The sequence below is a fragment of the Streptococcus sp. HMSC034E12 genome, assembly GCF_001835915.1.
GTDB lineage: Bacteria > Bacillota > Bacilli > Lactobacillales > Streptococcaceae > Streptococcus > Streptococcus vaginalis.
Window position 1 is genome coordinate 68,496 of record NZ_KV826448.1, and the last position, 21,698, is coordinate 90,193.

Below are 21,698 nucleotides of genomic sequence, written 5' to 3' on the forward strand. Positions count from 1 at the left end.
TCATGAAATTACTTTATACTGATATTCGCAATCCCTTAACGAAGATTTTGGTGAAAGAAGCAGAGCGCTTGGCACAAGCAGGCAAGCGCGTGTTTTATATTGCCCCCAACTCTCTTTCATTTGAAAAAGAGAGGGCTGTTTTGAGTCTTTTAGAAAAACACGCTTCGTTTGCTATTACAGTGACACGTTTTGCGCAGATGGCGCGTTATTTTGTCCTCAATGATGTGCAGCAAGGCAGACCATTAGACGATATTGGTTTGGGAATGCTCTTTTATAAGGTATTATCTGAAATGGAAGAGCATGATTTGCAGGTGTACGGAGGCATTCGGACGGATGTGCAGTTTATTCAGCAATTGGTTGAGCTTTTTCATGAATTGCAAGCTGCTCAAATGACCTTTGCGGATTTAGACTATCTAGATGAGGATGAGAAAAAAGCAGATTTGATCAAGATGTTACAGCTAGTGACGCATCAGCTAAATCAGAGTGAATTTATTTCTGAGTCAAATATTATGGTCTTTGCTAATCATATCACAGCAGGTGATGTAGATAAAGAATTGCAAGGATTGGCTTTGGTCATTGACGGTTTTACACGTTTTTCAGCTGAAGAAGCTTATTTGATCGAGCTTTTGCATAGCAAGGGTGTGGAAATCATTATTGGTGTTTATGCCAGTGAGAAGGCATACCGTGCAACTTTTCGAGAGGGCAATCTCTATCAGGCTAGCGTGGATTTCTTGCGCCATTTGGCAAATGAGTATGAAGTGAAACCTGAATATAGACCTGCAACGCAGCCAGATGATGCTTTTGGGAACATTTCAAAACTGCTAGAAAGCCGTTATGATTTCTCAGATGTTGAGTTGGAATTGACGGAGCAAGACCGCTCGCATGTACAGATTTGGTCGACTGTCAATCAAAAAGAAGAACTGGAATATGTGGCGAAAAGCATTCGCCAGCGAGTTCATGATGGTGCTCGCTACAAAGATATTCGCTTACTTTTGGGAGATGTGGAAGCATATCGTTTGCAGTTAAAGACGATTTTTGATCAGTATCAGATTCCTTTTTATTTGGGGCGAAGCGAGTCCATGGCACATCACCCTTTGGTGCAGTTTATTGAAGCGTTAGTGCGTTTAAAACGCTATAATTTTCGGACAGAAGATTTGCTCAATCTTGTAAAAACAGGTCTTTATGGTCATTTAAAGCAAGAAGAACTAGACTTATTTGAGCAATATATTCGCTTTGCAGATGTAAAAGGGATTAGTAAATTTTCTAAAGATTTTACTCATAATCAGCATCAAAAATTTGACCTGATTCACATCAATCAATTAAGAAAAAAAATAGTCACTCCGCTTTTGGAGTTTTTAAAATCTCGCAGTCAAACAGCGACAGGTTTGCTTCAAAAATTTCATCAATTTTTAACAACAATTGCTTTTTCTCAGAATTTTGCTGGTTTGGTAGATTCTACGAATCCGCAAGATCAAGAACGGCAAGAAGAAGTTTGGAAAGCTTTTTGTCATGTTTTGGAACAATTTGCCAGTGTCTTTTCAGCCAGCAAGGTCAAGCTAGATGATTTTCTGACTCTAGTGCAGTCAGGAATGCTGTTATCCAACTATCGAACTATTCCAGCAACGGTGGACGTTGTGACCGTTCAATCTTATGATTTGATTGAGCCCTTGTCAAGTCCTTTTGTCTATGCTGTTGGTTTGACCCAAGACTATTTTCCAAAAAATTCCCAAAATAAGAGCCTTTTGTCAGACGAAGACCGACTACGATTAAATGAAGCGACTGATGCGCATTCGGAATTGCTGATTGCTGCTCAGGAAAATCTCCAGAAAAATCGTTTTGTTGCCTTGTCGCTTTTGAATGCTGCAACAGAGAGGCTTGTCCTCTCCACCCCTCAGATTGTCAATGAAATAGAGAACAACATTTCTCCATATTTGTTAGAATTGCATGAACAACCAATTGGGCTGCCGATTGAAGTGAAGCGTTCGCAGGCAACGAGTGATGATATTGGAACTTATCGAGCTCTGCTGGCAAGGGTTATTGAGTTGAATCAAGGGGATATTGATCGGGAGCGTTCTTTGACGGAGAAAGAGCAGACTTTTTGGTCAGTAGCTGTGCGGGTTCTGCGCAAAAAATTGGAAAGCGAAGGTATTTCGATTCCTAATGTAACGTCAAGCCTTGAAACAGAAACCTTGTCAACGCAGACATTGCAAGCTCTTTATCCGCCTCATCAGGCATTTCTACTGTCGACTTCAGCTTTGACAGAATTCTACCGCAATCAATATGCTTATTTTTTGAAGTATGTCTTGGCTTTGCAGGAAGAAATGACGATTCACCCAGATGCGCGCAGCCATGGAAATTTTCTGCATCGTGTGTTTGAAAAAGTCATGCAAGAGCAGTCTAGTGAGCCATTTGATAATCGCCTAGAAAAAGCCATTCAAGAAACCAGTCAGGAGGCAGAATTTAAAACTCTTTATACGGAAAATGCAGAAGCCTTGTTTGCTCACGAAGTCTTGCTGGACACAGCGCGTGCGACAGGGCGTGTTCTAGAAAGAAATGATTTAGTAGAAACCATTCAAGAAGAAGCTGTTTTCGGTCAAGAAGAAACAAATGTTCTAATCTTGTCAGACGGACGCAACCTTCAAATTCGAGGGAAAGTTGACCGGATTGACCGTTTGAGGATAGATGGCAGTCTAGGCGTTGTTGACTATAAATCAAGCGATACGAATTTTGATTTTCAGAAATTTTTCAATGGCTTAAATTCTCAATTACCTACCTATCTAGCAGCTTTGAAACAAGAGTCGTGGATGAATGAAGAAGAGCATGCTTTTGGCGCCATGTATTTGCAGATGACCAATCCACTTGTGCCTTTAGCCAAGACGAAATCGCAAGGCGACGCTGTCAAAGAAGCAATGAAGAACCTAGAATATAAAGGTCTGTTCTTGTCTGAGCAGGCTCGTCAGCTGAATGCTTTGTACGATAAAAAGAAAGTGAATCTGTTGAGTCAAGAGGAGTTGGAGACATTGTTGGCTTATAATGCACTCTTGTATCGCCGTGCTGCTGAGCAGATCTTGGCAGGGCATTTTTACATCAATCCTTATACGGAAAATGGCAGAAGTATTGCACCTTTTGTGGAGCAGTACAAGTCCATTACGGGATTTGAAGCTAACTTTCACCTCTCTAGCACCCGCCATTTGGTTAAGTTAGATAGCCACCCGACAGGTGAAAAGAAGCGTCAAGCATGGATAGAAAAGATGAAGGAGGAGTTAGAAAAATGAGACAGATTCCATTTTTGAGTCAGGAAGAAATCTATGCTTTGCAGGATCAAGAAGCACAGTCTGACAAAGCTCAAAAACGTACACCAGAGCAAATCGAAGCCATTTACTCCTCCGGTCAAAATATCCTTGTATCTGCTTCTGCAGGCTCAGGAAAAACCTTTGTTATGGTGCAGCGGATTATTGACCAAATTCTGCGGGGAGTTCGCATTGACCAGCTCTTCATTTCGACTTTTACCGTTAAAGCAGCCAGTGAATTAAAAGAGCGCTTGGAGAAAGAGTTATCCAAGGTCTTGAAGGCAACAGATGATGAGGAGCTCAAACAGCACTTGGCGCAGCAATTAGCCGATATTCCGAATGCCGACATTGGAACAATGGACTCTTTTACCCAAAAGGTCCTCAATAAATATGGTTATCTCCTAGAATTGGCGCCAAATTTTCGCATTTTGCAAAATGCGAGTGAGCAGTTATTGCTACAAAACGAAGTTTTTGAGCAAGTTTTTGAAGAATTCTATCAATCTGATCAGGCTATTTTATTTAAAAAATTAGTCAAAAACTTTACCGGTCAAAGAAAAGATTTGCTTGGTTTTCGAGAGCAGATTTATAAGATTTATGCTTTTTTGCAATCCACCAGTAGCCCAATCGAATACTTAGAACAAGATTTCTTGAAAGCTTACGCTCATGCGGATTTCCAAGAAGAAAAAGCGCAACTTTTAGCACAAACAAAAGAAGCCCTTTTTGACCTAGAAGAATTTTTCAAGTATCATTTGGCGAATGAAGCCAAGGAATTTCCCAAAGCAAAATACCTTGAAAATGTGCAGCGTGTGCTTGATTGTCTGGCAAGTTTACAAGGGCATTCCTCTGAGGAAGCCTATCTCACAACGCTCAATAACATTGTAGAAATATCGCGTGCCAGCAATGGAAAAGCCTTGACGAACAGCGGACGAAAAGAAGAATTAAAAGAAATTATTAACGCCTATAACGAAAAACGCAAAGAAAAAATTCAAGTTTTACGAGATTTGGCAGATCAATTTTATCGCTTTGAATTTCAAGTGACCTATCATGAGGAAGCCAAGGAAATCTTGCTTGTCTTGCAGCAATTTATGAAATCGTTTGTGACAAGCTATCTACAACGGAAAAAAGAAGAAAATGCGTTTGAATTTGCAGATATCAGTCATTTTGCCATTCAGATTTTAGAAGAATTTCCTGATGTGCGCCACTTTTATCGGACAAAATACCATGAAGTCATGGTGGATGAGTATCAAGATACCAACCACACGCAAGAGCGGATGCTAGAACTGTTATCAAATGGGGGTAATCGCTTTATGGTGGGGGATATTAAGCAGTCTATTTATCGTTTTCGTCAGGCTGATCCGCAGATTTTTAATGAGAAATTTAAAACCTATCAAGACGATAGCCAGCAAGGGAAATTGATTGTTTTGAAGGAAAATTTCCGCAGTCATGTGGAAGTCTTGGAAGCCACGAATGATGTTTTCAAACGTCTCATGGATGAGGAAGTGGGAGAAATTGATTATAATGAAACGCATTATCTGGTAGCTGGAAATCCTGCTAAAAAAGCACCAAATCCACAATATCAGACGGAATTTCTCATTTATGACGGAACGCTTGAGACGGATAATGAGGAGAATGACAAGGATGTTTCTTCTGTTTCTGCAGGAGAAGTAGCGCTGGTCATTAAGGAAATTATCCGTCTGCACAATGAGGAAAATGTCCCATTTGAAGATATGACATTGCTAACGGCTTCGCGGACGCGCAACGATGTGATTTTATCTGAGTTTGCCAAATACGGTATCCCAGTCGTTTCAGACGGTGGCGAGGATAATTATTTGCAATCTGTAGAAGTTATGGTGATGTTGGATACCCTGCGTACGATTAACAATCCGTTCAATGATTATGCTTTAGTGGCGCTCTTAAAGTCACCAATGTTCACCTTTACTGAGGATGAATTGGCTCGTTTGGCCTTGCAAAAAAAGGTGACAGAAGCTACTTATGTTACTCATCAGGAAAATCTCTATGAGAAATTGAAAAATTCTCTGAGTGGGAACGGTCAACATCCCGAACTCATCACACCTCCTCTTTTAAAGAAAATCCAGCAGTTTCAAGAAATACTGCTGGATTGGCGAGAGTTTGCAAAAATAAATTCGCTCTATGATTTGCTTTGGAAAATTTATCAAGACCGCTTTTATTATGACTATGTAGGAGCCCTACCAAATGGAGCAGGGCGTCAAGCGAATCTCTACGCTCTTACTTTGCGAGCAAATGACTACGAAAAGATGAGTTTTAAGGGCTTGTCGCGTTTTATTGGGATGATTGATAAGATCTTAGAAACTCAAAATGATTTGGCGAGTGTCGTCGTTGCGGCTCCGAAGCATGCAGTCCGCTTGATGACAGTTCATAAGAGCAAAGGTTTGGAATTTAAATATGTCTTTTTGCTTAATATGGATAAAGTCTTCAATCGTAAGGATAGTAGTTCTGCTTTGATTATCAGTCGTCAAAATGGCGTCGGCATCAAGTATGTTGCGGACGTAGTGGTAGACGTTGCTGATGAGCTGGCGCCTAATCATGTTCGTTTGTCTATCGATACTCTTCCTTATGAGCAAAATGAGCGTGAGATTCATTTGGCAAGTATTTCTGAGCAGATGCGTCTGCTCTATGTTGCTATGACGCGGGCAGAAAGAAAGCTGTATCTGGTTGGCAAAGGTCGTCAAGAAAGCTTGGAGAAAAAGACCTTCCCTGCTCCTGAAAATGGTCGTTTAGCAGCCTCCATTAGGCAAACTATGACAAGTTTTCAAGACTGGATTTGGGCTTTACAGACAGTCTTTGAGAAAGACGATTTAGCTTTTTCAACACAATTTGTGACGGATAGTGACTTAACAAGTGAGAAAATAGGTCAGTTAAAGCTGAAGGAACGGATTGTCGAGGAGAACTTAGCGCACAATCGCCAGTCTGAGGATATTCGCAGGGCTTTGGATATTTTGGAAAATGTGGACAGGCTAAATACTCAGTATCGAGCAGCCATCCATTTGCCAAGTGTTCGGACACCGAGCCAAATCAAGAAATTTTATGAACCGGTCATGGATACAGACGGTGTTGAGATTATGGAGAAAAAAACTCCAGATTTTATTGGAAAAACTTCTTTTGAACTACCTGACTTTGCTAAAAAAGCCCCTGTTACAGGAGCGCAAATCGGTAGTGCTGTCCATGAACTGATGCAGCGTATTCCTTTAAATCAACTGCCTACAATAGCTATTTTAAAGAAAATATTGGCTCAGGTTCAGGCAGAAGAAACTGTCAAAAAGAAGATTGATTTGCAAAAGATAGCTAGTTTCTTTGAGACAGAGCTTGGTCAACTACTCTTAAAGCAGGCAGATAAAGTTTATCGTGAAGCTCCATTTGCTATGTTAAAGCAAGATCAAGCGAGCGGACAGGATTTTGTGGTCCGTGGAATTTTGGACGGTTATCTCCTACTGGCTGATCGTATCGTTCTCTTTGATTATAAGACAGATCAATATACAAATCCAAGTGAATTAGTGGAGCGCTACCAGGCACAATTAGCACTTTACGCTGAAGCTCTTCGTCGTTCGTATGGTATTGAAAAAATAGAAAAATATCTAGTGTTGTTGGGCGGAGTTCAACTTCAAGTAGTAAAAGTAGACTAGATAGGATTTTTAGAGAATTGGGCTGATGAATGCTCCCAATTCTTTTTTACAAAAATAGAATCCTCTATTTCCGAATATTTGAGTTGTAAAAAATAAAAAAGTTCACAAATCAGCTGATTTTTTAGAAAAAGTTATTGAAAATTTCAGAAAAATACGGTAAACTAGTATGTAACCAGACGATGGAGGAATGATATTTGAAATTATATCCTGTTGTTGCAATTCAATCTTATAAACTAAATTAAAAGGCGGCTTTGTGTGGCCTTTTTTGTAAAGCTGTCTAGACCTTTATGAAAATTTTCATTTAAAAAAGTTTACTCTTTTATCGACTATTTAGTAGGAATGGAATGAAAAGTTCAAAATTTCAACAAAATCTAGTTATTTTTGCTAATAGTGGGCATTATTTGAAGAAATGTTCGGTTTTGAGATTTTTTTGTAATAATAATGGAAATTTACTTGAAAAGCAATAGGAAAAATAGTAAAATAGCATCATAGAAAACGCTTACAAAACGAGGTGAAAAAATGGATAGACAAGAAGCGTTGAGAACTTTTACCACAGGTGAAAATTTCCATTTGCAGCACTATTTGGGGGCTCATCAAGATGAAGTAGATGGGCAAAGTGGCTATACATTTCGTGTATGGGCACCGAATGCTCAGAGTGTGCATCTGATTGGAGACTTTACCGACTGGTATGAAAATCAAATCCCTATGGCACGTAATGAAGGTGGCGTATGGGAAGTGTTTACGGATTTACCTAAGGAAGGAGACATTTACAAATACAACATCAAACGAAGTAGCGGGCAAGAAATTTTGAAAATTGATCCGCTGGCAGTTTATTTTGAAAAACGTCCTGGTACAGGTGCAGTAATTCGGACGATTCCAGAAAAGAAATGGAAAGATGGTCTATGGTTAGCTCGCAGAAAACGTTGGGGGTTTTTCTCACGTCCAGTGAATATTTACGAAGCTCATGCAGGTTCCTGGAAGAAAAATGAGGATGGCAGCCCGTATTCATTTGCTCAATTAAAAGATGAACTGATTCCTTATTTGGTTAAAATGAATTATACTCATGTGGAATTCATGCCACTAATGGCGCATCCACTTGGATTGAGCTGGGGTTATCAGCTAATGGGATATTTTGCACTTGAGCACACGTATGGAACGCCTGAAGAGTTTCGTGATTTTGTTGAAGAATGTCATGTCAATAATATCGGAGTTATCGTTGACTGGGTGCCGGGTCATTTTACTATCAATGATGATGCCTTGGCTTATTATGACGGTACACCTACGTTTGAATATCAGGATCATGACCGTGCCCATAATTACGGCTGGGGCGCTCTTAACTTTGACTTAGGAAAGAATGAAGTGCAGTCTTTCTTGATTTCTAGTATCAAGTTTTGGATTGACTTTTATCACTTAGACGGAATCCGTGTGGATGCTGTTAGCAACATGCTCTACCTAGATTATGATAGTGGTCCATGGAAACCAAATATTGACGGGGGCAATCGCAACTACGAAGGCTATTACTTCCTTCAACGCTTGAACACGGTTATCAAACTGGCTCATCCAGATGTCATGATGATTGCAGAGGAAAGCACGAGTGATACAAAGATTACAGGTATGGCAGAAATGGGTGGTCTTGGATTTGACTACAAGTGGAACATGGGCTGGATGAATGACATTCTGCGCTTCTACGAAGAAGACCCAATTTACCGCAAGTATGATTTTAATCTAGTAACCTTTAGTTTTATGTATGCTTTCTCTGAAAACTTCTTACTGCCATTCTCTCATGACGAAGTGGTACATGGTAAGAAGAGTCTCATGCATAAGATGTGGGGAGATCGCTATAATCAATTTGCTGGTCTGCGAAATCTTTATACTTATCAAATATGTCACCCAGGGAAGAAATTACTATTTATGGGCAGCGAATGGGGACAATTCTTAGAATGGAAATGCGAAGAATCTTTAGAATGGCGTGATTTGGCTGATAATATGAATGCCAAGATGCAGCATTTCACTTCTCAGCTCAATCAGCTTTATAAAGAAAATCGCGTTTTGTGGGAAAATGACTTGAGTTGGGACGGTTTAGAGATTATTGATGCGGATAATACAGATCAAAGTGTACTTTCCTTTATTCGGAAAAATGACAAGGGAGATATGTTAGTTTGCGTCTTTAATATGGCTCCGGTAGAACGCAAAGACTTTACCATTGGTGTTCCGGTAGCAGCCATATATGAAGAAATTTGGAATACGGAATTAGAAGAATGGGGAGGTGTATGGAAAGAGTACAATCAAACAGTTCAGTCTCAAGAAGGCTTGTGGAAGGATTATCCTCAGATGTTGACCTTTACTTTGCCAGCATTAGGGGCAAGTATTTGGAAAATTAAACGTCGTGTGAAATCAGCAAATGGAAGTAAGAAGTCCAAAAAGGAGTAACAGATGAAGAATGAAATGCTAGCTTTGATTCTTGCCGGTGGGCAAGGAACACGCCTTGGAAAACTCACTCAAAGTATTGCCAAACCAGCAGTACAATTTGGTGGACGCTACCGTATCATTGACTTTGCTTTGTCCAATTGTGCCAATTCAGGAATTCATAATGTTGGTGTCATTACTCAATACCAACCATTAGCTTTGAATAGTCATATTGGAAATGGTTCTAGTTGGGGACTGGATGGTATTAACACAGGAGTATCCATTCTCCAGCCGTATTCAGCAAGTGAGGGCAATCGTTGGTTTGAAGGAACTAGTCATGCGATTTATCAAAACATTGATTATATTGATACTATCAATCCTGAGTATGTCTTGATTTTGTCTGGTGACCACATTTACAAAATGGACTACGATGATATGCTTCAATCTCACAAGGACAACAATGCCAGTCTGACGGTAGCTGTTCTGGATGTTCCTTTAAAAGAAGCTAGTCGTTTTGGTATTATGAATACAGATGCCAATAACCGCATTGTCGAGTTTGAAGAAAAACCAGCTGAACCTAAGTCTACTAAGGCTTCTATGGGGATTTATATCTTTGACTGGAAACGCCTGCGTAATATGCTGGTCACTGCTGAAAAGAGCAATGTAGATATGTCTGACTTCGGTAAGAATGTTATTCCAAATTATCTTGAATCCGGCGAAAGTGTCTATGCTTATGAATTTAAGGGATATTGGAAAGATGTTGGAACGATTGAATCACTTTGGGAAGCCAATATGGAATATATTGAACCAAACAATGCTTTAGATAGCCGAGATCGTCAATGGAAAATTTATTCACGTAACTTGATTTCCCCACCAAACTTCCTTGGAGAAAATGCTCATGTAGAAGATTCTTTGGTTGTGGACGGCTGTTTTGTAGACGGAACAGTTAAACATTCGATTCTTTCTACGGAAGCTCAAGTGCGTAAAGATGCAGTTGTAGAAGATTCTGTGATTATGAGTGGTGCTATCATTGGTCAAGGTGCAAAAATCAAACGTGCTATTATCGGTGAAGGAGCTATCATTTCTGATGGTGTAGAAATTGATGGGACAGACGAAGTACAAGTTATCGGATACAATGAGAAAGTGGGGGTACCATCAGATGAAGATTGATAAATATTCAGCAATTTTAGGAAATACAGTTGGATTTCATGATATGTCTACTTTGACAAATCATCGTCCAGTTGCCAGTTTGCCGTTTGGTGGGAAATATCGTTTAATTGACTTTCCATTGTCTAGCCTGGCCAATGCAGGGATTCGGAGCGTCTTTGGCATTTTCCAACAAGATAATATTAGTTCTGTCTTTGACCATATCCGTTCTGGACGTGAATGGGGGCTGTCTGCTCTTTTGAGTCACTACTATCTTGGTATTTATAATACGCGCGTAGAAAGTTCTACTGTTGGTAAAGAATACTACGAGCAATTATTGACCTACTTAAAACGTTCGGGCAGCGATCAAACGGTAGCATTGAACTGTGATGTTTTGGTGAACATCGACTTGAACCAAGTCTTCCACTTACATGGTACAACTGATCAACCGATCACAGTTGTCTATAAAAAATTACCAAAAGAAGAAATTTCCGAAGTCAATGCTGTTTTGGAAATTGATGAAACAGATCATGTGAAAAATCACTATCTTTTTGATGATAAAAAAGATCAGGATTTGTACAACATGTCAACAGATATCTTTGTTGTGGATACACCTTGGCTGATTGAAAAGTTAGAAATAGAAGCACAAAAAGAATTTCCTCAAAAATTACGTTATGTTTTACGTGATTTAGCTGCTCAGGAAAAAGCGTTTGCTTATGAATATACGGGTTATTTAGCAAATATTCATTCTGTCACTTCGTACTTCAATGCCAATATGGATATGCTTGATTCACAAAAATTCTATTCCCTTTTCTCTCCAAATCAAAAGATTTATACGAAAGTAAAAAACGAAGAGCCAACTTATTATGCAGTCGGTTCTAAGGTTTCAAATGCTCAATTTGCTTCTGGCAGTATTATTGAAGGAGAAGTGAGTGGTTCTGTCATTTCTCGTAATACTCGTATTAAAAAAGGAAGTCGTGTAAAAAACAGTATTCTTTTCCCACGTGTCCTTATTGGCGAACATGCTGTTGTAGACTATGCAATCTTAGATAAGGGTGTTGAGATTGCTGAGAATGTGACCGTTCGAGGAACAGTTGATAACCCAGTTGTTCTTAAAAAAGGCGAAAAAGTGACAGAGGATAGAATTCAATGAAAATTTTATTTGTAGCAGCAGAAGGTGCACCTTTTTCTAAAACAGGAGGATTGGGAGACGTCATTGGCGCTCTCCCTAAATCTCTTGTGAAAGCTGGTCATGAAGTGGGTGTCATTCTTCCATACTATGATATGGTGGATAAAAAGTTTGGCGACCAAATGGAAGACTTGTTCCATTTTGAAGTGAAGGTCGGTTGGCGCGGTCAATATGTCGGTGTGAAACGTACAGTTTTAAATGGTGTAACCTTCTATTTTATAGACAATCAATACTATTTCTTTCGTGGTCATGTTTATGGTGATTTTGATGATGGTGAGCGTTTTGCTTATTTCCAAATGGCTGCTGTTGAGTTGATGGAAAGAGTAGATTTCATTCCAGATGTATTGCATGTGCATGATTATCATACAGCGATGATTCCATTTTTAGTGAAAGAAAAATACCATTGGATTCAGGCTTATCATGGTATTCGGACTGTGTTAACCATTCACAATTTAGAATTTCAAGGGCAATTTTCTGATGGCATGCTCTGGGATTTGTTTGGAGTAGGCTATGAGCGTTATGCAGACGGTACCTTGCGTTGGAATAACTGCTTGAATTGGATGAAAGCAGGGATTTTGTATGCAGATCGGGTGACAACCGTATCACCAAGCTATGCGCATGAAATCATGACCCCAGAATTTGGATGTGGTTTGGATCAAATTTTACGAATGGAATCTGGTAAAGTATCAGGTATTGTCAATGGAATTGATACAGATATTTATAATCCAGAAACAGATGCGTTATTGGATCATCATTTTAATAAAGACGATTTATCTGGCAAGTTGGCAAATAAGCGTGCGTTGCAAGAAAAAGTTGGTCTGCTTGTGCGTGATGATGTACCTCTAGTAGGTATTGTATCACGTTTGACTCGGCAAAAAGGCTTTGATTTGGTTGTGGATCAGTTGCACAATTTATTGCAAGATGATGTACAAATCGTTCTTTTAGGTACAGGAGACCCGTCTTTTGAGCAATCCTTTGCTTGGTTTGGTCAAGCTTATCCAGAAAAATTATCTGCCAATATTACGTTTGATGTGAAATTAGCGCAAGAAATTTATGCAGCTTGTGATATGTTCTTAATGCCAAGTCGCTTTGAGCCATGTGGATTGTCCCAAATGATGGCCATGCGTTATGGAACCTTACCTCTCGTACATGAAGTTGGTGGCTTGCGTGACACCGTTCAACCGTATAATGCCTACGAAGAAACAGGAACTGGATTTAGCTTTAATAATTTCTCAGGCTACTGGCTGAAATGGACGTTTGATATGGCTGTCAGTCTCTATCATAACGATAAAGAAGCATGGCAGTCGCTTCAAAAGCAAGCTATGGAGCGTGATTTCTCATGGGACACCGCTAGTCAGGCCTATAGCCATTTGTACCAATCTCTTTATTCATAGAAGGGAGTTTGCTATTCAGAAATGGAACTAACAAAAGAACAGTTTCTTCAAGATTTTAAAGATATTTTACATGAAGAACAGTTAATTAAGGTAGAAGATGCCACTCCGACAGAGCTGTTTCAAACCTTAGCACGTACGATTCGCAAATACATCACTCCTATGTGGTTGGAACGACGAAACAAACTAGTAGAAGACAATCAAAAAATTGCTTATTACTTTTCGATTGAATTTCTGCCTGGGCGAATGCTGGAAACCAATTTACTAAATCTTGGAATCCTCGATGTTGTCAAAGAAGGCTTTGACGAATTAGGTGTTGATTTTACGGCTGTCAAACAGGCTGAGCATGATATGGCGTTAGGAAATGGCGGTCTTGGTCGTCTTGCAGCAGCTTTTATGGATTCACTTGCAACCACAGGCTATCCGGGATTTGGCAATGGAATCCGCTATCGCTACGGACTTTTCAAACAAAAAATTGTAAATGGATATCAAGTCGAATTGCCGGATGATTGGTTTGGTAGTCTAGGAAACGTTTGGGAAACGCGGAAAGATCATGATGTTGTAGATGTTAAAATCTTTGGGAATGTCTATCTGCAAGCCAACAAAGAAGGGCGAATGCTTCCCGTTTATGAAAATTCGCAAACTCTCCGTGCAGTACCTTACGATGTACCACAAATTGGTTTCGGAAATGACGTTGTCAACAATCTTCGTCTTTGGGATATCGAAATTCCTGAAGAATATGAGCTAGAATATCCAACAATTGAAGCACGCCGCAAAGTACAAGATATCACAGCTATTTTGTATCCAGATGATTCAAGCTATGAAGGAAAAGAACTGCGCTTGATTCAAGAATATTTCATGACCAGTGCCGGCTTGCAGACGATTATCAAATCTTATCGGAAGCAAGGGCTGCCTTTAGAGCAAATTCATGAAAAGGTATCGGTTCATATCAATGATACCCACCCAGCGGTTGCACCAGCAGAGTTTATGCGGCTTTTACTTGATGACTGTGGTCTTGAATGGGCAGACGCTTGGAATGCAACGGTAAAGACGATGAGTTATACCAATCACACCATTCTTTCAGAAGCCTTAGAAAAATGGGATGCGGAACTCTTTAAAAATGTTCTCCCTCGTGTTTACCAAATCATTCTTGAAATTGATAATCGCTATGTCTCTGAAATGGCTGCGCGTGGCATTGACCCGCAAGTGATTGAGAACACTCGGATTGTCAAAGATAACCAAGTTCACATGGCGCATCTCGCGATTATTGGAGGTCATTCGGTCAATGGGGTGGCAAAACTTCATACAGAACTTCTCAAAGAAGATACGTTGCGTGACTTTTATGCCATTTATCCTGAAAAATTCAATAATAAAACAAATGGTATCATTCAACGTCGCTGGTTGCAAATTGCAGATGAACCATTGTCAAATGAGATTGATCGCTTGATTGGTAACGGCTGGCGGAAAAACATTCATGAACTTCGTAAGCTCTTAGACTACAAAGATGGCCCACAAGTTTTGAGTGAATTTTATAATGTCAAGCAAGAAGCAAAGGCGCGCTTAGCAGCTTTCATCAAAGAATCTACGGGAGTAGAAGTATCAACGGAAGCTATCTTTGATGTACAAGTGAAGCGGCTTCATGCTTATAAGCGTCAATTGCTCAATTTGCTCCATATTCTTAAACTATATTGGGATTTAAAAGACAATCCTGATAAAGATATGGTGCCACGTGTCTTCATTTTTGGTGCGAAAGCAGCGCCAGGTTATCATTTTGCCAAATCTGTTATCAAATTGATCAACGAAGTGGCTAATCTTGTCAATAATGATGAGAGTCTACAAGGCAAGCTAAAGGTTGTTTTCCTTGAAAATTATCGGGTCAGCTTGGCTGAACTCATCATTCCTGCTGCAGATGTGTCAGAGCAAATCTCGCTCGCTTCCAAGGAGGCTTCCGGAACATCTAATATGAAATTCATGATGACAGGCGCCATTACTCTGGCAACCCTTGACGGAGCCAATATTGAAATCAAAGATGAAGTCGGAGATGACAATATTGTAATTTTCGGTATGGACAAAGATGAAGTCTATGACCATTATGCTCGTCATGATTACTATTCACGTGGTGTTTATGAAAGCAATCCTGTGGTTCGCCGTGTGGTGGATAGCTTTGCGGATGGAACTATTCCAAATGTCCGAAATGAAGGTTCTGAGATTTATGAAGCTTTGATTACGCACAATGACGAATACTTCCTTTTGGAAGATTTTGCTTCGTACGTAGCAGCTCAAGAAAAGATTGATCAACTCTATCGTGACAAAGAAAAATGGGCGCGCATGAGTCTTGTTAATATCGCAACGTCTGATAAATTCACATCAGATGATACGATTGAACAATACGCCAAAGAAATTTGGAACCTGAAAAAGGATTAAGTTAGGGGCTGGGATCTATCCAGCCTCTTTGTTGAAAAGTTGCTCATACTTCCTGTTTATTTGACCTATCTAGAGATAGAAAGACTATGATTTTTTAGCAAAACAAAATTTAATAAATAGGAATCGCAGTTTCATATATCAATAGGTTAGCTAGTGGGATCAAGTTCGTTTTACTACTATTCTAAAACCACAATTGTTGAGGATAGCCTACTTTTTTGGAAATTGAAAGAAATCCGTATAAAACGTTTCCAAAAGACAAAAACATTTGACAAAAAGAATTTTTAGGACTAAACTAAGTAAGTAAATTTTAAACATAAAGGAGAATTCATCATGAATTTAACATTTTTTGGATTATGTCTTGCCTGTATGGGTGTTTCGCTCTCTGAAGGTTTTTTAATGGCAAATCTATTTAAATCAGCATCACGTCAACCAGAAATCATTGGTCAGTTGAGAACGCTCATGATCATGGGGATTGCCTTTATCGAAGGTACTTTCTTCGTAACACTTGCGATGTCATTCATCATTAAATAAGAAAAGAAAGTTATCCTTTAGAAAAGGGGGTGGAGTTCGTTGGAAGAAAGTATAAATCCAACTATCACTTTAGGTCCTGTGACTTTTGATTTGACTCTACTTGCTATGTCTCTTCTAACTGTATTTATCGTATTTGCCTTTGTTTATTGGGCTAGTCGGAAAATGACGCTGAAGCCTTCTGGCAAACAAAATGTCTTAGAATACCTCTATGATTTTGTTATTGGCTTTACAAAGGGAAATATTGGCGATAAATATATAAAGAATTATTCTCTATTTATCTTTTCCTTATTCCTTTTCGTTGCAGTAGCTAACAATCTTGGTTTGATGGCAAAAGTGCAGACAACCAATGATTATAATTTGTGGACATCTCCAACGGCAAATCTTGCCTTTGACTTAGGATTTTCATTTTTGATTACCTTAATTTGTCATGTTGAAGGGATTCGCCGACGGGGAGTGAAAGCTTATCTCAAGGCATTTGCGACACCTGCTGGAATGACTCCAATGAATATTTTGGAAGAATTCACTAATTTTGCCTCTCTGGCTCTGCGTATCTATGGTAATATTTATGCGGGTGAAGTTCTGTCTGGTTTGTTGTTAACTTTATCACAACAAGCTGCTGGTTGGTATCCAATTGCTTTTGTCTTGAATCTTGTTTGGACTGCTTTTTCAGTCTTTATTTCATGTATTCAAGCATATGTATTTACCATGTTGACATCTATGTATCTAGGTAAGAAAATTAATAGTGAGGAATAGAAGGGAGATAAGAGATGAATATTACTTTAGGTAGTCTTATTGGGGATTTTATCCTTGTAGCAGGCTCATTTCTTCTGTTAATCATTTTAATCAAGAAATTTGCCTGGGAGAATATCACAAGTACTTTTGAGCAACGCGCCAAAAAGATTTCAGATGACATTGATAGCGCAGAATCTGCTCGTCAAAAAGCAGAAGATTTAGCTCAAAAGAGAGAAACAGAATTAGCAGGTAGTCGTCAAGAAGCGACAACAATTATTGAAAATGCTAAAGAAACTGCTGAGAAAAACAAGGCAGGAATCTTGGCAGATGCAGCTGATGAAGCTGGACGTTTAAAAGAAAAGGCTAATCAAGAAATCGCTCAAACCAAAGCAGAAGCCATGAACAGTATCAAAGGTGATGTAGCCGATTTGACTGTAAAACTTGCTAGCAAAATTTTAGGTCAAAAATTGGATCAAGAAGCTCACAAAGAGCTCATTGACCGCTATATTGACAAGCTAGGAGATGCTTAATGGACAAAAAAAGATATGCGGTAATTGAAAAATATACCACACCTTTTGTCCAACTCGTGATTGAAAAAGGTCAGCAAAAAGATGTTTTTGAAAAGCTTCAGCAAATCAAAGACATTTTTGACAATACAAATTTAGCTGCCTTTTTATCAAATATTGGTGTTGTTGATACAGAAAAAGAAAGAAGCCTTCGCTATTTTCAAGGATCTGATTCATCCTTGATTGACAATTTTATTGAAGTTATTATTCACAATCATCGTGAAGATCTTTTTTATGACATTTTAGTAGAAAGTCTTCACCAGCTTGAAAAGATTAGTAATGAATTTGAAGTGACAATCAAATCAGTTCAAGGTTTATCGGAGGAGCAAAAATCTAAAATCATTCCGATTATTGAGCGAAAATTTGGATTGCAAGTTCGTTCTTTAAAAGAAGAACTGGATGCAAGCCTCATTGGTGGCTTTATCATCACAGCTAATAATAAGACAATTGATGCAAGTATTAAACGTCAATTACAAACAGTAAAAGAAAATTTGAAATAGAAAGTGGTGTGAATTTTGGCGATTAACGCACAAGAAATCAGCGCTTTAATTAAGCAACAAATTGAAAATTTCCAGCCAAATTTTGACGTCACAGAAACAGGGGTCGTCACATATATTGGTGATGGAATCGCCCGTGCTCATGGTCTTGACAATGCAATGAGTGGTGAGCTGTTGATTTTTGAAAATGGCTCATACGGTATGGCACAAAACTTAGAATCAACAGATGTAGGGATTATCATTTTAGGTGATTTCACAGATATTCGCGAAGGGGATACCATTCGTCGAACTGGTAAAATCATGGAAGTGCCTGTCGGAGATGCTTTGATTGGTCGGGTTGTGGATCCGCTCGGTCGTCCGGTTGATGGGCTTGGCGAGATCAAGACAGATAAGACGCGTCCAGTTGAAACACCTGCTCCAGGGGTTATGCAGCGGAAATCTGTATCAGAACCGCTTCAAACAGGTCTGAAAGCGATTGATGCTTTGGTGCCAATCGGTCGTGGACAACGGGAATTGATTATCGGAGACCGTCAAACGGGTAAAACAAGTATTTCGATTGATGCGATTTTGAACCAAAAGGGACAAGATATGATCTGTATCTATGTTGCTATTGGTCAGAAAGAATCAACGGTTCGTACGCAAGTAGAAACGCTTCGTCAGTATGGAGCGTTGGATTACACAATCGTTGTCACAGCCTCAGCTTCGCAACCCTCACCATTGCTGTTTTTGGCACCTTATGCAGGTGTAGCAATGGCAGAAGAATTTATGTATAATGGTAAACACGTTTTGATTGTTTATGATGATTTATCTAAACAAGCGGTTGCCTATCGTGAACTGTCGCTTTTACTTCGTCGTCCACCAGGTCGTGAAGCTTTCCCAGGAGATGTATTCTATCTTCATAGTCGTCTTTTGGAACGTTCTGCAAAAGTTTCGGATGAATTAGGTGGTGGTTCTATTACAGCACTGCCGTTTATCGAAACGCAAGCAGGAGACATCTCCGCTTATATCGCAACCAATGTAATTTCAATTACGGACGGTCAAATCTTCTTAAGCGACAGTCTCTTTAACGCAGGTGTTCGACCTGCTATTGATGCCGGTTCATCTGTATCACGTGTAGGTGGTTCTGCACAGATAAAAGCGATGAAGAAGGTTGCTGGAACCTTGCGTATTGACCTTGCTTCTTATCGTGAATTGGAAGCATTTACCAAGTTTGGTAGTGATTTGGATGCGGCAACGCAAGCGAAATTGAATCGTGGTCGTCGGACGGTAGAAGTCTTGAAACAACCTGTTCATGAACCATTACCAGTGGAAAAACAAGTCGTTATTTTGTACGCCTTGACACATGGTTTCTTGGATAGTGTACCGGTTGATGATATTCTTCATTTTCAAGCAGAATTGTTTGATTACTTTGATGCTCATCATGAAGACCTCTATGAAATCATTCGTACAACAAAAGACCTTCCAGAGGAAGCAGTCTTAGATGCTGCAATTACTGAATTTATCAATCAGTCTAGCTTCAAGTAAGAATAGAGGTGTCAGATGGCAGTTTCATTAAATGATATAAAAAATAAAATTGCATCCACAAAAAACACCAGTCAAATCACAAATGCCATGCAAATGGTATCTGTTGCTAAGCTAGGAAAGTCAGAAGAAGCGGCCAAGAATTTCCAAATCTATGCTTCTAAAGTCAGAAAGTTATTGACAGATTTGCTTCATGGGCATGAAGGGCAAAATTCCAAATACCACCCTATGTTGATTAGTCGTCCGGTGAAAAAAACAGCCTATATCGTTATTACATCGGATCGCGGCTTAGTTGGCGGTTACAATGCGACCATTCTCAAATCCATGATGGAACTTTTTGCAGAATACCATGATAAAGATGATTTCGTCATCATTTCAATTGGTGGTATGGGCTCGGACTTCTTTCGGGCACGCGGGCTTCAGCCTATTTATGAACTACGTGGTTTAGCAGATCAACCGAGCTTTGATGAGGTTCGTAAAATCATTAACAAAACGGTTGAAATGTACCAAAACGAATTGTTTGATGAATTATATGTTTGTTATAATCACCACGTCAATAGTTTGACCAGCCAAATGCGTGTTGAACAAATGCTTCCAATCGTGGATTTGGATCCAAATGAAGCAGATGAAGACTACGTTTTGAATTTGGAATTGGAATCTAGCCGAGATGTCATTTTGGATCAATTATTGCCTCAGTTTGCTGAAAGTATGATCTACGGGGCAATTATTGATGCGAAAACAACAGAAAATGCAGCTGGAATGACCGCAATGCAGACAGCAACAGATAACGCGAAAAAAGTTATCAATGATTTGACCATTCAGTATAATCGTGCTAGACAAGCAGCTATCACGCAAGAAATTACTGAAATTGTGGCGGGTGCAAGTGCACTAGAATAGTGTCACAGAAAATAAATATAAAGAGGAGAAAAGAATGAGCTCAGGCAAAATTGCTCAGGTTATCGGACCAGTCGTTGACGTTGCGTTTGCAGCTGGTGATAAATTACCTGAGATAAATAATGCACTTGTAGTCTATAAAAATGACGAAAAAAAATCGAAAATCGTCCTTGAAGTAGCTCTTGAGCTTGGTGACGGAGTGGTTCGGACTATTGCTATGGAATCAACTGACGGGTTGACTCGTGGCATAGAAGTCCTAGATACTGGTCGTCCAATTTCTGTCCCCGTTGGGAAAGAAACACTCGGTCGCGTCTTTAACGTTTTAGGAGATACCATTGACTTGGAAGCTCCTTTTGGTGAAGATGCAGAACGTCAACCAATCCACAAAAAAGCTCCAACTTTTGATGAGTTGTCTACTTCATCAGAAATCTTAGAAACAGGAATCAAGGTTATTGACCTCCTTGCACCTTATCTAAAAGGTGGGAAAGTCGGGCTTTTCGGTGGTGCCGGAGTTGGAAAGACAGTCTTGATTCAAGAATTGATTCACAACATTGCCCAAGAACACGGTGGAATTTCTGTCTTTACTGGTGTTGGAGAACGAACACGTGAAGGGAACGACCTTTACTGGGAAATGAAAGAATCTGGCGTTATTGAAAAAACAGCCATGGTTTTCGGTCAAATGAATGAACCACCTGGAGCACGTATGCGTGTGGCTTTGACTGGTTTGACCATTGCCGAATATTTTCGTGATGTCGAAGGTCAAGATGTGTTGTTATTCATTGACAATATCTTCCGTTTCACGCAAGCAGGTTCTGAAGTATCTGCCCTTCTTGGACGCATGCCTTCAGCCGTTGGTTACCAACCAACACTTGCGACAGAAATGGGACAATTGCAAGAACGGATTACGTCAACCAAGAAAGGTTCTGTAACCTCTATCCAAGCTATCTATGTGCCAGCCGACGACTACACTGACCCTGCGCCAGCTACAGCGTTTGCTCACTTGGATTCTACAACTAACTTGGAGCGGAAATTGGTGCAATTAGGGATTTACCCAGCAGTTGACCCACTTGCTTCTAGCTCCCGTGCCCTTGCTCCTGAAATTGTTGGAGAAGAGCACTATGCTGTAGCAGCAGAAGTGAAACGCGTCCTTCAACGTTACCATGAATTGCAAGATATTATTGCAATCCTTGGTATGGATGAATTGTCAGACGAAGAAAAGACTTTGGTTGCGCGTGCGCGTCGGATTCAATTCTTCTTGTCACAAAACTTTAATGTTGCTGAACAATTTACTGGGCAACCAGGTTCTTATGTACCAGTTGCTGATACAGTTCGTGGCTTTAAGGAAATCCTTGAAGGTAAATATGATCATCTTCCTGAAGATGCCTTTCGCGGCGTTGGTTCTATTGAAGATGTGGTTGCTAAAGCTGAAAAAATGGGATTCTAAGAGGT

At 39.7% G+C, this 21,698-nt stretch carries 14 protein-coding genes; all 14 read left to right on the plus strand.

Annotated features, from left to right (window positions below):
- Positions 1-2: 2 nt before the first annotated feature.
- Complete coding sequence (gene rexB, locus HMPREF2574_RS06375; protein WP_070812316.1) at positions 3-3,275, plus strand: ATP-dependent nuclease subunit B; 3,273 nt, start codon at positions 3-5, stop codon at positions 3,273-3,275.
- Positions 3,272-6,952 carry a helicase-exonuclease AddAB subunit AddA gene (gene addA, locus HMPREF2574_RS06380; protein WP_070812329.1) on the plus strand — a complete coding sequence of 1,227 codons (3,681 nt, stop codon included), beginning with the start codon at positions 3,272-3,274 and terminating at the stop codon, positions 6,950-6,952. Before rexB ends, addA begins: the two co-directional genes overlap by 4 nt.
- A 519-nt stretch (positions 6,953-7,471) precedes the next feature.
- A complete protein-coding gene (gene glgB / locus HMPREF2574_RS06385) occupies positions 7,472-9,382 on the plus strand; it encodes a 1,4-alpha-glucan branching protein GlgB (protein ID WP_070812317.1) in 1,911 nt (636 codons plus the stop codon).
- Positions 9,383-9,385: 3 nt separating this feature from the next.
- Positions 9,386-10,528: a glucose-1-phosphate adenylyltransferase gene (locus HMPREF2574_RS06390; protein WP_024051905.1), complete on the plus strand. Its 1,143-nt coding sequence runs from the start codon at positions 9,386-9,388 to the stop codon at positions 10,526-10,528.
- A complete protein-coding gene (gene glgD, locus HMPREF2574_RS06395) occupies positions 10,518-11,657 on the plus strand; it encodes a glucose-1-phosphate adenylyltransferase subunit GlgD (protein ID WP_024051904.1) in 1,140 nt (379 codons plus the stop codon). Before HMPREF2574_RS06390 ends, glgD begins: the two co-directional genes overlap by 11 nt.
- On the plus strand, positions 11,654-13,087 hold the full coding sequence (gene glgA, locus HMPREF2574_RS06400; RefSeq protein ID WP_070812318.1) for a glycogen synthase GlgA: 1,434 nt from the start codon (positions 11,654-11,656) through the stop codon (positions 13,085-13,087). Before glgD ends, glgA begins: the two co-directional genes overlap by 4 nt.
- 21 nt (positions 13,088-13,108) lie before the next feature.
- Positions 13,109-15,508 carry a glycogen/starch/alpha-glucan phosphorylase gene (locus HMPREF2574_RS06405; protein ID WP_070812319.1) on the plus strand — a complete coding sequence of 800 codons (2,400 nt, stop codon included), beginning with the start codon at positions 13,109-13,111 and terminating at the stop codon, positions 15,506-15,508.
- 330 nt (positions 15,509-15,838) lie between these two features.
- Positions 15,839-16,039, plus strand: coding sequence for a F0F1 ATP synthase subunit C (locus HMPREF2574_RS06410; protein WP_024051901.1), 201 nt, complete (start codon positions 15,839-15,841; stop codon positions 16,037-16,039).
- 39 nt (positions 16,040-16,078) lie between these two features.
- Positions 16,079-16,792: a F0F1 ATP synthase subunit A gene (gene atpB, locus HMPREF2574_RS06415; protein ID WP_024051900.1), complete on the plus strand. Its 714-nt coding sequence runs from the start codon at positions 16,079-16,081 to the stop codon at positions 16,790-16,792.
- 14 nt (positions 16,793-16,806) lie between these two features.
- Positions 16,807-17,301: a F0F1 ATP synthase subunit B gene (gene atpF / locus HMPREF2574_RS06420; protein ID WP_070812320.1), complete on the plus strand. Its 495-nt coding sequence runs from the start codon at positions 16,807-16,809 to the stop codon at positions 17,299-17,301.
- Positions 17,301-17,837 (plus strand): F0F1 ATP synthase subunit delta, encoded by a 537-nt coding sequence (locus tag HMPREF2574_RS06425; RefSeq protein WP_070812321.1) that lies wholly within the window; start codon positions 17,301-17,303, stop codon positions 17,835-17,837. Before atpF ends, HMPREF2574_RS06425 begins: the two co-directional genes overlap by 1 nt.
- 15 nt (positions 17,838-17,852) lie before the next feature.
- The gene (gene atpA, locus HMPREF2574_RS06430) at positions 17,853-19,358 is read left to right on the plus strand and encodes a F0F1 ATP synthase subunit alpha (RefSeq protein ID WP_024051897.1); all 1,506 of its coding nucleotides are present in this window, start codon (positions 17,853-17,855) and stop codon (positions 19,356-19,358) included.
- 15 nt (positions 19,359-19,373) lie between these two features.
- The gene (locus HMPREF2574_RS06435) at positions 19,374-20,252 is read left to right on the plus strand and encodes a F0F1 ATP synthase subunit gamma (RefSeq protein ID WP_070812322.1); all 879 of its coding nucleotides are present in this window, start codon (positions 19,374-19,376) and stop codon (positions 20,250-20,252) included.
- A gap of 34 nt (positions 20,253-20,286) precedes the next feature.
- Positions 20,287-21,693, plus strand: a complete 1,407-nt coding sequence (gene atpD, locus HMPREF2574_RS06440; RefSeq protein ID WP_024051895.1) for a F0F1 ATP synthase subunit beta — start codon at positions 20,287-20,289, stop codon at positions 21,691-21,693.
- The last annotated feature ends 5 nt before the right edge of the window (positions 21,694-21,698 follow it).